Raw genomic sequence first — 14,545 nt, 5'->3', positions numbered from 1 at the left:
CTTTCAGCGAGCCCGGCGATCGCCGCTAAGGCCGAGGGTAAGAAGCGAGTTTAGAACGCAAACATCAACGCGCGCGCCGAAGGCGGCTGCGGAATGTTCCAAGGATGTTGCGTTTCTGATCGTCATGGAAAAGCTTTTACACGCGCGATTTGTACTGTGCAAGACAGTATTTCATTCAGGCGAAGGGCACCGCGCTGGTTCCCGGCGGCAGCTTGGCCTCATCCTCCGGCTCGACGTGGATCACCACGCGCGCGCTATCGATCTGCTTCTTCAGGGCGTCTTCGATACGGTCGCAAATCACATGGGCATCGCCGACGCTCATTTCCGCCGCAACGACCAGATGAAACTCGATGAAGGTTACACGGCCAGCGATACGGGTCTTCAGGTCATGAACCTCAATGGCACCGCCCGCATTAGCCGAAATGACATCGCGAATGCGCATTTCCTCGGTCGGCTCGACACCAATGTCCATCAATCCCTGCACCGAGGAATTGATGACATGCCAGCCCTGCCAGAGAATGTTGATTGCCACCAGAATAGCAAGCAGCGGATCGAGTATGGCCCAACCGGTCACGACCGCACCGACAAGACCGACGAGAACGCCCACGGAGGTGAACACATCGGTCATGATGTGCTTGCCGTCGGCTTCCAGCGCAGGCGAGCGGAACTTGCGACCAGTGCGAATCAACAATGATGCCCACAAGCCGTTTATGACTGCGGCTACCGTGTTGATGCCAAGGCCAAGCCAGGGTTCATCGAGCGTTCGCGGTGATTGAAGCGCAAACCAAGCCTCGCGGAAGATCAAAAGTGCGGCGACCGTAATCAGAACGCCTTCCACAACAGCCGAAATATACTCGGCTTTGTGATGACCGAAGGGATGATTGTCATCGGCGGGCAGATAGCTGACCCGAATTGCCCACCAAGCGCCGATTGCCGCGATCACATTGACGATGGATTCCAGCGCGTCCGAATAAAGGGCCACGGAACCGGTCAATGCATAGGCCAGATATTTCAGACCCATCACACCAAAAGCAACGGGAATAGACCAAGCGGCAAGCCGCCGAACCTTTGCACTCGCGTCCATGATGAACCTTTGAATATCGTTATCTTGTCCCGAAATCGAGACGGGCCTACGCACAGCCCTTCACTCATTTACTAGAGCGCAATTCGATCTGATTGAATCAGATCGGTGCTCTACGTGTTTGTTTTGAACCGCGCATCTGATCCGAAAACCGTTTCACACTTTTCGGGATACGCTCCAGCGCGCGGGACACATCCACAACGCATCTGGCATATGCAGCAGCAATTCACCGCCGTTCTATACCCCAGAAAAGCGAAACTTCGTACCCCTGTTTTTTCAGTTACGGCATTTAATTTTCTCCTGCAAATGCAAGGCATTACAGTTGCAAATGAGTTGCCAAAGCAGGCAATGGGCAAGCATAGCAAGCGCACAAAAAAGCCAACCGCAGCGATGGCTGCGGCTGGCTCGAAATCGGAACGAAAAGCGTTCGATCAGTAGTTGGTACGGCGCGCCTTGTTCTTGCCCGCCAGATGCGTCACCACATTCTCGATCATGCGCATTCCGGCGTTATGACCAAGGGTCATGATGGATTCCGGATGGAACTGAACGGCGGCAACCGGTTCCTTCTTGTGTTCGAAAGCCATGATGACACCGTCTTCAGTCTCTGCCGTCACCAGGAAATCGTCTGGCAGACGTTCCGGATCGGCGAAGATCGAATGATAGCGCCCGACCGTCACTTCCTTTGGCAGGCCCGAGAATATCCGCTCCGGCTTCGACACGCGAATGCGCGACGGCTTGCCGTGCATCGGAATACGCAACTGGCGCAGCGTACCGCCATAGGCTTCTGCCAGTGCCTGCAATCCAAGACAGACACCGAAGATCGGCAGTTCCCGCTTGCGCGCCTTGTCGATGGTCGCCTTGCAATCGAAATCCTGCGGCGTGCCCGGTCCGGGTGACAGGACCACGAGGTCAGGTTTAACCCTGTCGAACACATCTTCGGCGACAGGCGAACGCACCGTCGAGACCGTAGCACCGGTCTGGCGGAAATAATTGGCGAGCGTGTGCACGAAGGAATCTTCATGATCAACGAGCAGGATCGATATCCCCTCACCCACCTTTGCCGCCACGCGTTCTTCCGCAATTTGATTGCTCTTCTGCGCTTCACGCACAGCCGAGATCATCGCCGATGCCTTCAATTCGGTTTCGGCTTCTTCCTCCTCCGGATTGGAATCGAACAGAAGCGTTGCACCAGCCCGAATTTCGGCCACGCCATCCTTCACGCGGATGGTGCGCAGCGTCAGGCCGGTGTTCATGTCGCCATTGAAGTGCATCATGCCGATGGCGCCGCCATACCATGCGCGCGGGCTACGTTCGTTTTCCTCAAGGAAACGCATCGCCCACAGCTTCGGTGCGCCGGTCACGGTCACAGCCCATGCATGGCTGAGGAACCCGTCGAAAGCATCCATGCCGTCGCGAAGCCGCCCTTCAATATGATCGACCGTATGGATCAGCCGCGAATACATCTCGATCTGGCGACGACCGATGACGCGTACAGAACCCGGCTCGCAGACACGGCTCTTGTCGTTGCGGTCCACGTCCGAGCACATCGTCAGCTCGGATTCATCCTTCTTGGAATTCAGCAGTTTCAGAATCTGTTCCGAATCCGAAATCGCATCTTCGCCGCGCTTGATCGTGCCGGAGATGGGGCAGGTTTCGATACGCCGTCCGTTGACCCGCACGAACATTTCCGGCGATGCGCCGACCAGATATTCGTTGTCACCCAGATTGATGAAGAACGAATAGGGCGACGGATTAATCGTCTTCAACCGGCGGAAGATTTCCGATGGCGCGGTATGGCAGCGCTCATAGAAGGTCTGGCCCGGGACCACTTCAAAGAGGTCGCCGCGCTTGAAGCTTTCCTTGGCGCGCTCTACGAGCTTCGCATATTCGCCCGGATTGTGATCGCCGCGCGCAAGCTTGGCTTCCGATGGTTTGAAGGCCTGTGCAGGCGTTGCCCGTGCGAGACCATGCGTGGATGAGCCACCGCAGGTGAATTCATAACGATCCACCCAGGCACGTGCCGCATAGTGATCGGCCACGAAGATTTCATCGGGGATGAACAGCACCAGATCGCGCTGATCGTCGGGGCGCTTCAACTTGTACTGAACCGGATCGAACTGGAACGCCAGATCGTAACCGAAGGCACCGTAAAGACCGAGATTGGCATCTTCCTCAGAGAAGAACAGACCTACAATGGCACGCAGAACGGTGAAGACCGAAGGCATGCGCGAGCGCTCTTCCTCGATGAAGGTTCCGCTCGGCTCGGCAATGGTCAGCTCGATGCGGTTTTCTTCGGCCTTGTCGACCGTTACTTCGGCAAGAGCCTTTACCGTGTCCAGGATAGGCCGCAGAAGAATGACGCCGCGCGCATTCAGCGCTTCGATGCGCATGGTGCGGGCGCGTGACGTGATGGCCACCGGAGGATCGACGATAGCCGTGTCCCATCGCGTATAGCGGCCCGGATATTCGTAGTTCGACGAAAACACCGCACCACGCCGTTCGTTCAGCGCATCGATATAGGTCTCGATCGCGCCCTTATAGGCCGTGAGGTGACGCACGCGCTCGACGACGATGCCGCCTGCCGTCTCGTGCTGGAATATCTCGCTATCCGCAATCTTCGCATTCATGATCGGCTATCCCAAATCTCAACTGTTTCCGAATATTTCCAGAACCCGGTTTCCCCGCCAGTCTTATTCAAACAGCCAAACAAAAAGGCCGCCCGGATAATCCCAGCGGCCTGTTTTCTAAACGCAAATGCACAAACGCCTGCGTGGCCGCTTTTAGCGGGCCCACCACCAACCGTTGATGACGATATTGCGCGAAATGTTCATGGACGTACTGTTAGCGTTCAATGTGTTCGCTTGCAACCGGAAAATTCAGCCACCCAAATGTGCCACGCGGGCCATCTTCGGGACAAAGTTCTACAGGTCTCGCAAAAGAAAATCCGGACAGTTTGGGGCTGTCCGGATTTCCTCAGAACCGGGATAAACGAAACGGAAGGAATGGGACGATTCCTCCAGTTTCAAACACCCCCTTACCCCATGCCAAAATTTACAGGTGCAATATAACTTTCAGTATGCGCACTATACATATCACAGGTTGCGCATAATTTACAACCTGTGATTGTTATTTGCATATATGCTTACGTTTAAGCCGAATTCATCCGAGTAGTTCAAAAATTTGTAGGACCACCCAACAAGTTTCATCTTGCGTCGGGGACCGATTTCGGATTGATTTCCGTGGCAACTCAAACACATATGCAAAAATCAAGAACAGAGCCGTCACACATAAGCGGCCATTGGGGACAACTGATGAAGAATCTCGATGCGATGGACAGGAGTATTTTGCGCGCCCTTCAGGAGAACGGGCGTCTGACCAATACCGAACTGGCCGATCGCATAAATCTCTCGCAGACGGCAACTGCAGAACGCGTCAAACGACTGACCCGTGAAGGGTATATTCTCGGCTATTCGGCACGGCTTTCACCCAAGATGCTCGACCGGGCCATGCTGGTCTTTATCGAGATCAAGCTTGATCGCACCACGCCGGAAGTCTTTGAAACCTTCTCGACCTTCACCCGCAACAATCCCGACATTCTGGAATGCCACATGGTTGCGGGCGGCTTCGATTATCTCGTCAAAGCCCGTGTATCCGACATGGATCACTATCGGCGTTTCCTTTCGGAGGCGCTTCTTTCTCTGCCCGGCGTGCGGGAATCGCACACTTACGCCGTGATGGAGGAAGTGAAGGAAACCGCCTATATCGCCGTCTGAACCGGCGACAAGCCCTACCTGAAGACATCGTTGCTGTCAGCAGAATGGCAGCAACGAACTCCCTACTTTTCACTTCCAACTTGCTATCGCTTATTTACGGGTATATACCCGCAATATGTCACATCCGTGTTTTTGTATCCTTCTGCGCCAGGCAGCCCGCAAGACATCGAGCGTCTATGACAACGCTCTGGCGCCGCTTGGCATCAATGTCGCGCAGTTCAGTACGTTGCGAAAAATCCGTCGTGCGGGTTCCATCTCGCTGACCGAACTTGCACATCTGTCCGAGCTGGATCGGTCGACCATGGGCCGCAATGCGAAGGTTCTGCAGCGCATGGGGCTGATTGAGCCTGCGGCCAGCGACGACCATCGCGAGACCAGTGTAACGCTGACGGCAGACGGTCGCGATCTTGTGGAACGCGGCGGCCCGCTCTGGGATCAGGCGCAGGAAGAAATCGAAGCCAGGCTGGGAGAGGATGGCGTGGAACAGCTGGAAAGCCTGTTACGCAGCCTCGATTGACCGGAGACCGGTTGTCCCTTGACTGAAAACAATGACCTGAAGCCACGCGCCCGTTATGGAGCGAACGGTTTCGCCATCAACCGCACGGCTGGCCAAAAGCCAGCTTGAAACCAGCTTAAACCCGAAAGCGCCAAAGATGATTTCTGCCCGCCTTGCCAGCTTTCTCGCCCAGAGGAACATCCATTACGGATGGGTCGTCGCCGCCATTACCTTCCTGACCATGCTGGCGACAGCAGCAGCCATGGGGTCTGCGGGTATCCTGATCGAACCGCTCCAGCGTGAATTCGGCTGGACGAATGCGAATATCTCCTTCGCAATGGCGCTTCGCCTCGTTCTTTTCGGCCTGATGGGGCCGTTTGCGGCAGCCTTCATGAACCAGTTCGGCTTGCGTCGTGTGGTTGCAGCCGCTCTCATCATGATTTCACTAGGGCTTGTCGGTTCCATTTTCATGACCGAGGAATGGCAGATGGTTGCGCTCTGGGGCGTGGTGATCGGCCTTGGCACCGGCATGACGGCGCTCGTGCTCGGTGCAACCGTTGCAGCACGCTGGTTCGAAAAGCGGCGCGGTCTGGTCGTCGGCCTGATGACAGCCAGTAATGCCACCGGCCAGCTCGTCTTCATGCCGATCCTTGCCAGTGTCAGCCAGACCATCGGCTGGCGAACGTCGCTCACCATCGTCGTTTGCTTCCTTGTTGCCGCGCTTGTGCTGGTTCTCGCTTTGATGCGTGACCATCCGGCGGATATCGGCTTGAAGCCTTACGGCCGCACGGCACCGCTCCCGGCACCCGGACCCAGAATGAGCTTCAGCACCATGCTGGCCTCACCCCTCGTCACGTTGCGCGAAGCGTCTTCAACGGCAACTTTCTGGGTCCTGTTCCTGACCTTCTTCGTCTGCGGCTTTTCCACAAACGGCCTGATCCAGACGCACTGGATCACGCTTTGCGGTGATTTCGGAATTGCGCCGGTCGGTGCGGCTGGCATCCTTGCCGTGATCGGCGCATTCGACCTGATCGGCACGATTATGTCCGGCTGGCTTTCCGACCGGTTCGACAATCGCTGGCTTCTGTTCTGGTTCTATGCGTTGCGCGGTCTCTCGCTGATCTATCTGACCTTCACCGACTTCACCGTCTACGAACTGGCATTGTTCGCCGTCTTTTACGGGCTGGACTGGGTGGCGACCGTGCCGCCAACCGTCAAGCTCGCCGCCGAACGTTTCGGCCCGGAAAAGGCCGGGCTGGTTTTCGGCTGGGTGTTCACCGGCCACCAGATCGGAGCCGCAGCCGCAGCCGCTTTCGCCGGGCTCGTGCGCACCGACTATGACAGCTACACCCCTGCCCTGATCCTCGCCGGTGCCATGTGTTTTGCCGCTGCGGCCATGGTGTTCATCATCAACCGTCCTGCTGCAAGGCCAGTCCTGCAGGCTTCATGATGCTATACGCTTCCTGCCCTTCCTGTTCAGTGCCAGCACGCCGAGACTGATCAGGAAGGCGGCGAGCGTGTCGGTCCAACCGGGCACCTCGCCCAGAAGAACAAGCGCCAGAACCAGAGTGATGACAGGGATCAGTGCTGATAGCGCTGCCCCTGCCGCCGTTCCCAGCAGCACAACGGCACGGTTGAAGGCAAAGACGCCAAAGGCCGAAGTAAGTACGCCCTGATAAAAACCCTGCAAGGCAATATCACCCCAGGATGTCGCGCCAAGCCCCTTGGGCAGGAAGAGCATATAGATCGGCAAATAGACAATTGCCGAGGTGACAGCCGCGATGGCCGTCGCATGCAGCCCGTCCATTCCCTTTCTGCGAAACACCATGACATAAATCGCCCACACGAGTGCCGCGACGAAAAAGAAAAAGTGCCCGAGCATTTCCGGTCCGCCCAGTTGCGACAGACCGGCGATCAGCATGGCGCCGATCAGGATCAGCACGACCCCGGACCAGCGCGACGGCGCAAGACGTTCCTTGAGAAGCGCCATACCCAGAACGGCAACCATTGCTGTCATCAGCCCCGGAATGAGCGCTGCTGCATGGGATGCCGGAGCATATTGCAGACCACAGGTGGTCAGCAGCGCATAGGGAACACCTGCTCCGGAAACCAGAAGCACAAAGCCGAGCGGACCGAGCTTGCGAAAGCCGAACCCTTTCACCAGAACCACCGGCAACAGCACCAGCCCCGCCACGCCGAAACGCAACGCAATGATGTCGAAAGGCGTCAGTGCGGTCTTGAACCCGAAACGGGTCAGGACGAACGAACCGGACCACACGAGAACCCCGGACAGCCCCCAGGCCAGACCGCGTATGGTATCGGAAGTCGAGCTTGTCGGGGTGGTTTCGGTAATTGCCGTCATGGTCACTCGCTGCAGGATAAGGGAAGAGCGCAGACTATTGCATCCCTGATATGCGCGAGCGTCACGGATAAGCGAGATATGAGATATTAGAGTTTCTTATGCCGCTCTGCTTCTGGCGTCCTGCGCCACGTCGCAGAACCGTTCGACCAGATGCCGGACCGGACTGTCGACCCGAAAAACAATATAAACGGTGCGAAACGTCGGCGGATTGAGGCGGCGCGCCCGCAATCCATGCAGATCGGCCCCCGGCAGACTGATTTCTGACAGAAGCGTCGTGCCGATGCCATGGCGCACCATTTCCAGCACCGTGGCAACGTCGCGGGTGCGCACCTGCTCGCTGCGCATTTCGCCATCGCCATGAATGATCCTGTCGATAATCATTTCGCAGCCTGCTGCGGCGATCAACTGGCGATCCCGCAGGTCCCCGGCAGTGATTGTGTCGTTGCGCATAAAGGGATCGTCACGCCGCCCCACCACGACAAGTTCTTCGCGGCCAACTTCCCGTGCTTCAAGCTCGGGTGTCGGCAGCGATGTAATGCCGAGATCGGCGATACCATCGCGCACCCATAGACTCACATCGTCGTGCCCGCCCTCGAAAGCGCTGAATTCAATACCGGGATAAAGCCGCTGAAACGTCTTTCGCAGACCGGGCAGAACATATTCAAGCTGACTTGGAATTGCCGCGACGCGCAGCCGTTCGGGCGCGCCGGAAGCACTGCACCGTGCCTGCTGCTCTATCCGGTCGACTGCCGCGAGGGCGGCCTTGGTATCGGCAAGGATCGATTGCCCGAACGCCGTCAGGGCGGCTCCATCGCGCTTTCGCGCCAGCACATCGACCCCGAGGATTTTTTCCAATGTCGCAATCGCCTGACTGGCTCCCGATTGCGTGAGCCGCAAGCGCCGCGCAGCAGCACCGACACTGCCGGTTTCCGCGACAGCTTCAAGCAAACGTAACTGGACCAGACTGATCTTCATCGCTTTCGTTCCGGGCTTTGGTTCCAGCTCAATCTTTCAATAATGCATCGCCCCAGTCGGCGCGACGTGCCCAACGGAACAGATCACCGTCGCGCTTGGTCAGAAGGCGTTCTTCCGCCCTGCCGTCATCCTTGCAGAGTTTAACCGAAACTTTGCCGCCGCCAACCCGTGTCGGCGCGATAACCCGCGCTTCCACTTCATCGACCGTCTCGCGCACCGCAGCAAGATAGATGAACTTCTCATTCTCCCACGGCACTTCGGCTTCTTTGGTCAGACGATGAATACGCGAGCGCGCAACGCGGCGCGAAAAATGGCACCAGTCAGGGGTGACCAGCGGGCAATCGAGCTGGTGCGGACAAGGCGCCGCAATGATTGCGCCTTCCGCAATAAGCGCCCGGCGTGCATCGAGAATGCGCTGCCAGCCTGCCGGTGTGCCGGGTTCCACGATCACCAGCATTTGCCGTGCCGACGCCCACAAGCGCTCAATCAGTGCCTGCCGCTTTTCAGGAGCAAGCTCGTCAAGCACATAGGCAATGGTCACGAGATCGGCTTGCGGAAAATCAAGTTTCTCCCGAACCACATCCCCTGCCCGCCAGTCGAGGTCGGAAAATCCGCAATTTTGCGAAAGATCGCTGCCCACAGCTCTGATCGCAGGACTGGCCTCGATCATCGTTGCCGAATGAAGCATGGGCCAGCATTGCTTTGCCGCCCAAAGGGCGGTTCCCGGCCCTGCACCCACATCGAGCATGGTTTGCGGCGCGAAATCGGGACAAACCTCGGCTGCACTGTCCATACTCGCGCGAACCGCCGCATAGGTCGCAGGCAAACGTGCTGCCAGATAGGCCTTCGCGGCAAGATCATCGGAAATATGCATGCGTCCGTCCCGCGTCTCGGCGCGGTAACGGCGTGAAAGCATTTCAGATGCGCGCTTCAGATCGGCCAATGCCACGCCCTCAAGCGCAGCATCTACCGCCTGTCGCAATGAAGCTGGCAGTTCCATTGCCGGTCAGCGCTCCAGAACCTGTTTCACATCGACCAGATTCGAACGGACACGCAGAATGTAGAAGCCCATCGTGGTCAGATGCGACGGCGTGAACCATGCATCCGGGCTACCGTTGGAAACGATGAAAGGCTGCATGTCGAGCGCGGCACGCATCTGCTTTTCCATCTCGTCCCACACACCGTCGAGGTGCTTCTCGGCCAGAACGCCGCGGAAATCCGAGTGTGCGGCGCGCAGCAAGCCGTAATAGGCATAGAGCTGACCATAGGCGAACCAGAAACGGTCATCTGCACGCGTATCGAACCAGCCGGCGTGGTAATTCTCGGCACGGTCCTTGAGGATGGCCGAAGTCGAACCGAGGTCGCTTGCGATACGGTCGACAAACTGGATCAGATTGTCGGCGCGGGCATCGAAGGTCGCCTGACAGTTTTCAAGCCGTCCGTTGAAGGAGCGCAGATCCTTGATCGCCGAACGGTAATAGCTCGGCGTCGGCGTCTTCGGACCGAACGGGCTCAGGCCGAAATACCACGAATCTTCGGCAAACTGCAGATTACCGCGCGCCTTTTGCAGATCGCCGTCGATCTGCGACGTGCCGCGCAGACGGCCGATATTGTCGACGAGCTCAATCGCGGTACGGCGTACCGCTGCATTGATGCCGCGCTGGAACGACGCCTTGTTGTCGAGGAATGGCGTGCGATCCCAGTCCAGACCGAAAAGACCGGTCTTGTAGAGCAGCATGGATGAAATCCACGCGTTCTGGTTCACGTTGAAATCGGTGAGATCAGCGGCAACTTCCGCTATCGCCGAGCGTGAGCATTTGCGGGCCGAAGACGGGATTTGTGCCGCCTGAACCGACTGATTCGTGGGAGCGGCATCGCCAGTCTGATTGGTTTCAGGCGTGGCAGCAGGCTGTTCCACGGGTGCTGCGGTGGACGGCGCAGCCGGTGCGGCCTGCGCCTTTACCTCTTCACCGGGCGTGGTCGCATCCTGATAGCTGTACTTGGCCGGATAGTCGGGATCGAAATTCGTCCATACCTGAGTCTGCCAGATGAAATAGACGTAAAGACCGCCAAGACCGATCACGACGACCGCAACCGCAACTTTCCACAAAATTCCGAGCCGCAGGAAAAGCCGCCACAAACCGCCGAGCGGAATGGCAATCAGGCGAGCAAGCGCGGCGATGAAACGGCCCAGGAAGGAAAAAACGCCCTTTACTGCATTCCACACTGTAAAAAATCCTTCCTTTTGCCCGAAAATCCGGGCTTTCCATCGCTTCTGCATCGCCCATGGACCTATGCATTACAAGTCCCGTTCGCAAGCAGCCAAACCTGAAAAGGCTTCACGCTCTCAAATAGAGTGTGCTCATCTTTTCGACAACCTGGAACGGTCATCCAACTGATTTTATCCGTCATTTTCCGCTGACAGGGTTGAATCCCGAGGGCCGATCCGTAACATGGCGCCAACTCGCTTCGGCCAAATGCGTGGCAATCCAGCCCGTTTCCCCTTGGCCGACGGTTCCGGAAAATGATGAGTGACAGCAGTTTCAAGTCAGGTGCGAAACGGTTTTCCGCCGGAAACTGCGACCAACGTCGCAATCGAGAACATTTTCGCCGCTGTGGTACTTGAATGGCGCAATCTTTGGTGTTTGCTAAAGCTGGAACCGGAAAAACAATCAATCCGTCAAAACGGCCCGGTAAATGGAGAGAACAATGAAGTCCGTATCGACCTATATGCTTACGCTTGCCTTGGGTGGGCTTGCCACGGGAACGGCAATGCTGAGCGCGCCTGCAACCGGTTTCGCCGCCGAACCTGAAAGCTGCTCGACCGTCCGTTTCTCGGATGTCGGCTGGACCGACATCACCTCGACGACCGCGGTGGCGACAGAAATCCTGAAAGGTCTCGGCTACAAGACGGACATCAAGGTTCTTTCCGTGCCGGTGACCTATGCATCGCTGAGCAAAAAGGACATCGACGTCTTCCTCGGCTACTGGAACCCGTCCATGACCGCCGACCTCCAGCCCTATCTGGACAACAAGACCGTCGAGACGCTGCGCACCAATCTGACCGGCGCGAAATACACGCTTGCCGTGCCAAAATATGCTTATGACGAAGGCCTCAAGGACTTCAAGGATATCGCCACGTTCAAGGATAAGCTCGGCGGCAAGATCTACGGCATCGAGCCGGGCAATGACGGCAACCGCCTGATCCTCGACATGATCAACAAGGATGCCTTCGGCCTCAAGTCATTCGAGCTGGCGGAATCGTCCGAGCAGGGCATGCTGGCGCAGGTCGCGCGCAGCATCAAGAGCAAGGAACCGGTCGTCTTTCTGGCATGGGAGCCTCATCCCATGAACAAGCGTTTCGAAATCGCGTATCTCACCGGTGGTGACGATTTCTTCGGCCCCAATCTCGGCGGCGCCAAGGTCGAAACCAACGTTCGCACCGGCTACACGCAGGAATGCCCGAATGTTGGCAAGTTCCTCACCAATCTGGAATTCAAGCTCGATATCGAAAACGACATCATGGGCAAGATTCTCGATGATGGCGAAGAGCCTTCGAAGGCTGCAACCAACTGGCTGAAAGCCAATCCGGGCGCACTCGACCAGTGGCTCGCCGGTGTAACCACCGTCGACGGCAAGGAAGGCCTGCCAGCCGTCAAGGCGGCACTCGGTCTTTAATCCCGACATGCTGCCGGGCGGCGACAAACGCGGCCCGGCAGTTTCAAGGATGCCCGCACCCTTTCTCTTTGTTTTTACGCATTATCCTACGCAAATCGCATCGCACCTTTGCCGGAAATGCTCTAGCACGCAGCAGGAGACTTGATCGTTGAACTGGCTGACGGACTACAAGATCCCTGTCGGACCGACCGCCAAATCCGTGGTGGACTGGCTGACGGACAATATGGGCGGCTTTTTCGATACCCTCGCCGCCGTCATGCAAAGCCTCATTGACGGGCTGCTTTTTCTTCTCAAGCTCCCGCACCCTCTGCTTCTCATCGCAATCTTCGCTGTCATCGCGTGGCTGATCCAGCGTCGTATCTCGGTGGTCGTGCTGACCGTGATCGGCTTCCTGTTCATCATCAATCAGGGTTACTGGGATCGAACGCTCGAAACCCTGACCCTCGTTTTGTCAGCTTGCTTTCTCTGCATGGCCATCGGCGTGCCGCTCGGCATCGCCGCAGCCCATCGCCCCGCGCTTTACGCCGCAATGCGTCCTGTGCTCGATCTGATGCAGACCCTGCCGACATTCGTCTACCTGATCCCGGCCATTGTCTTCTTCGGCATCGGTATGGTGCCGGGCCTGCTTGCAACGGCAATCTTCGTTCTGCCTGCGCCGGTGCGATTGACCCACCTCGGCATATCGTCCACACCCTCATCGCTGATCGAAGCGGGTGAAGCGTTCGGTGCGTCGCGTTCTCAGCTCTTGTGGAAGATTGAGCTGCCTTATGCCATGCCGCAAATTCTTGCCGGTCTGACTCAGACAATCATGCTGTCGCTTTCGATGGTGGTCATTGCAGCCCTTGTCGGCGCAGATGGCCTCGGCGTACCGGTTGTCCGGGCGTTGAACTCAGTCAATACCGCACTCGGTTTCGAGGCTGGACTTGTCATCGTCGTGGTCGCCATCGTGCTCGACCGTATCTTCCGCGCCGGACGCGAGAAATAGCATGATCCCGAAAAGTGGAAATCGGTTTTCGGAACAGATCATGCTCCAACAAAGATCAGGAGCACGCGGATGACCATCATCGCACTCGAAGACGTCTGCATCATTTTCGGCAGCAATGTCGATGACGCACTTGCTCTTGCGGATCGCGGCGCCACCCGTTCCCAGATTCAGGCTGAAACCAATCTCGTGCTGGGCGTGCACAACTGCACACTCAACATTGAGGAAGGTGAAATCCTCGTTCTGATGGGGCTGTCAGGCTCGGGCAAATCCACCCTTCTTCGCGCAATCAACCGGCTCAATCCGATTTCGCGCGGGCGCGTTCTCGTACGGGAAGGCGAGCGCGCCATAGATGTCGGCAAGGCCGACCGCGGAACCCTGCGCCATCTGCGCACCGAACTCGTCTCCATGGTGTTCCAGCAGTTCGGCCTGCTGCCCTGGCGTACGGTTGAAGAAAACGTCGCTTTCGGCCTGGAAATTTCCGGTATGGGCAAGGAAGACCGCCTTGCCAAAGCGCGCGACCAGCTTGAACTTGTCGGTCTGCAGGACTGGGCCAAGCGCAAGGTTGGAGAACTTTCCGGCGGCATGCAGCAACGCGTCGGGCTTGCCCGCGCTTTTGCAACCGGCGCACCGATTCTGCTGATGGATGAGCCATTCTCGGCCCTCGATCCGCTGATCCGCACGCGCCTGCAAGACGAGTTGCTGGCCTTCCAGTCACGATTGAAAAAGACCATCGTTTTCGTCAGCCACGATCTCGATGAAGCCATGAAGATCGGCAATCGCATCGCCATCATGGAAGGCGGGCGTATCGTTCAGTGCGGCACGCCGCAGGAGATTCTCCTGCAGCCTGCCGACGACTATGTCGCTGACTTCGTTGCCCATATGAACCCGCTCGGCGTGCTTCGGGCAGGCGACATCATGGTGCCCTTCGATCGCCAAGCAGCGCCACGTCCTTTTGCGGCCACTGCCCGGCGCGAAACGCTGGTGCGCGAGTTGATGAATGCGGTGGCAGACAGCAGCGGCGATGTTGGCATCATCGAAAACGGCGCCATCGTCGGCAAGATTGCAGCAGATGACATCGTGCGCGCCCTCGCCTGGCATCAGCAACGCGGAACGTCCAGCTAGAGCGGAATGCGCTTATATTCGTTCGCGCTTTTGCTGGAGATGCTCAAAACAAAAAACCGCACATTTTCATGTG

At 57.5% G+C, this 14,545-nt stretch carries 13 protein-coding genes; 7 read left to right on the top strand and 6 right to left on the bottom strand.

The window, feature by feature from the left end; genetic code table 11:
• Window positions 1–175 precede the first annotated feature (175 nt).
• The gene (locus tag OANT_RS08320; protein ID WP_010659582.1) at window positions 176–1,084 is read right to left on the bottom strand and encodes a cation diffusion facilitator family transporter; all 909 of its coding nucleotides are present in this window, start codon (window positions 1,082–1,084) and stop codon (window positions 176–178) included.
• Between the two features lie 114 nt (window positions 1,085–1,198).
• Here OANT_RS08320 and OANT_RS26365 point away from each other — a divergent pair, with 114 nt between their 5' ends.
• A complete protein-coding gene (locus OANT_RS26365) occupies window positions 1,199–1,519 on the top strand; it encodes a hypothetical protein (RefSeq protein ID WP_125300050.1) in 321 nt (106 codons plus the stop codon).
• Here the strand turns inward: OANT_RS26365 and OANT_RS08315 are convergent.
• Window positions 1,513–3,708, bottom strand: coding sequence for an anthranilate synthase component I (locus tag OANT_RS08315; RefSeq protein ID WP_012091639.1), 2,196 nt, complete (start codon window positions 3,706–3,708; stop codon window positions 1,513–1,515). The two genes, OANT_RS26365 and OANT_RS08315, sit on opposite strands and share 7 nt — an antisense overlap.
• Before the next feature lie 684 nt (window positions 3,709–4,392).
• Between OANT_RS08315 and OANT_RS08310 the strand changes: the two genes are divergently transcribed.
• The 3 genes from OANT_RS08310 (at window position 4,393) to OANT_RS08300 (ending at window position 6,800) form a co-directional block, all read left to right on the top strand.
• Window positions 4,393–4,854, top strand: coding sequence for an Lrp/AsnC ligand binding domain-containing protein (locus OANT_RS08310; RefSeq protein ID WP_006472719.1), 462 nt, complete (start codon window positions 4,393–4,395; stop codon window positions 4,852–4,854).
• A 115-nt stretch (window positions 4,855–4,969) separates the two neighbouring features.
• Window positions 4,970–5,371 carry a MarR family winged helix-turn-helix transcriptional regulator gene (locus OANT_RS08305; protein ID WP_012091638.1) on the top strand — a complete coding sequence of 134 codons (402 nt, stop codon included), beginning with the start codon at window positions 4,970–4,972 and terminating at the stop codon, window positions 5,369–5,371.
• A 136-nt stretch (window positions 5,372–5,507) separates the two neighbouring features.
• Window positions 5,508–6,800: an MFS transporter gene (locus OANT_RS08300; protein ID WP_040130084.1), complete on the top strand. Its 1,293-nt coding sequence runs from the start codon at window positions 5,508–5,510 to the stop codon at window positions 6,798–6,800.
• Here OANT_RS08300 and OANT_RS08295 read toward each other — a convergent pair.
• From OANT_RS08295 to OANT_RS08280, 4 genes are all read right to left on the bottom strand, one after another.
• Window positions 6,795–7,712 (bottom strand): DMT family transporter, encoded by a 918-nt coding sequence (locus OANT_RS08295; RefSeq protein ID WP_012091636.1) that lies wholly within the window; start codon window positions 7,710–7,712, stop codon window positions 6,795–6,797. The two genes, OANT_RS08300 and OANT_RS08295, sit on opposite strands and share 6 nt — an antisense overlap.
• 96 nt (window positions 7,713–7,808) lie before the next feature.
• Window positions 7,809–8,687: a LysR family transcriptional regulator gene (locus tag OANT_RS08290; protein WP_012091635.1), complete on the bottom strand. Its 879-nt coding sequence runs from the start codon at window positions 8,685–8,687 to the stop codon at window positions 7,809–7,811.
• 28 nt (window positions 8,688–8,715) lie between these two features.
• The gene (locus OANT_RS08285; protein WP_012091634.1) at window positions 8,716–9,687 is read right to left on the bottom strand and encodes a small ribosomal subunit Rsm22 family protein; all 972 of its coding nucleotides are present in this window, start codon (window positions 9,685–9,687) and stop codon (window positions 8,716–8,718) included.
• A gap of 6 nt (window positions 9,688–9,693) precedes the next feature.
• Window positions 9,694–10,968 (bottom strand): DUF2333 family protein, encoded by a 1,275-nt coding sequence (locus tag OANT_RS08280; RefSeq protein ID WP_012091633.1) that lies wholly within the window; start codon window positions 10,966–10,968, stop codon window positions 9,694–9,696.
• Window positions 10,969–11,396: 428 nt separating this feature from the next.
• On the opposite strand from OANT_RS08280, the gene OANT_RS08275 reads away from it, so the two are divergent.
• The 3 genes from OANT_RS08275 to choV all read left to right on the top strand — a co-directional run bounded on the left by OANT_RS08275 (window position 11,397) and on the right by choV (window position 14,472).
• Window positions 11,397–12,365 carry a choline ABC transporter substrate-binding protein gene (locus OANT_RS08275; protein ID WP_010659573.1) on the top strand — a complete coding sequence of 323 codons (969 nt, stop codon included), beginning with the start codon at window positions 11,397–11,399 and terminating at the stop codon, window positions 12,363–12,365.
• A 148-nt stretch (window positions 12,366–12,513) separates the two neighbouring features.
• The gene (gene choW, locus OANT_RS08270) at window positions 12,514–13,350 is read left to right on the top strand and encodes a choline ABC transporter permease subunit (protein ID WP_012091632.1); all 837 of its coding nucleotides are present in this window, start codon (window positions 12,514–12,516) and stop codon (window positions 13,348–13,350) included.
• 69 nt (window positions 13,351–13,419) lie between these two features.
• Window positions 13,420–14,472, top strand: a complete 1,053-nt coding sequence (gene choV, locus OANT_RS08265; protein WP_010659571.1) for a choline ABC transporter ATP-binding protein — start codon at window positions 13,420–13,422, stop codon at window positions 14,470–14,472.
• Window positions 14,473–14,545 lie beyond the last annotated feature (73 nt).

This window comes from Brucella anthropi ATCC 49188 (assembly GCF_000017405.1).
GTDB classification, from domain to species: Bacteria; Pseudomonadota; Alphaproteobacteria; order Rhizobiales; family Rhizobiaceae; genus Brucella; species Brucella anthropi.
Note: the sequence above shows the minus strand (reverse complement) of the source record. Positions and strands in the feature narration are given on the sequence as shown.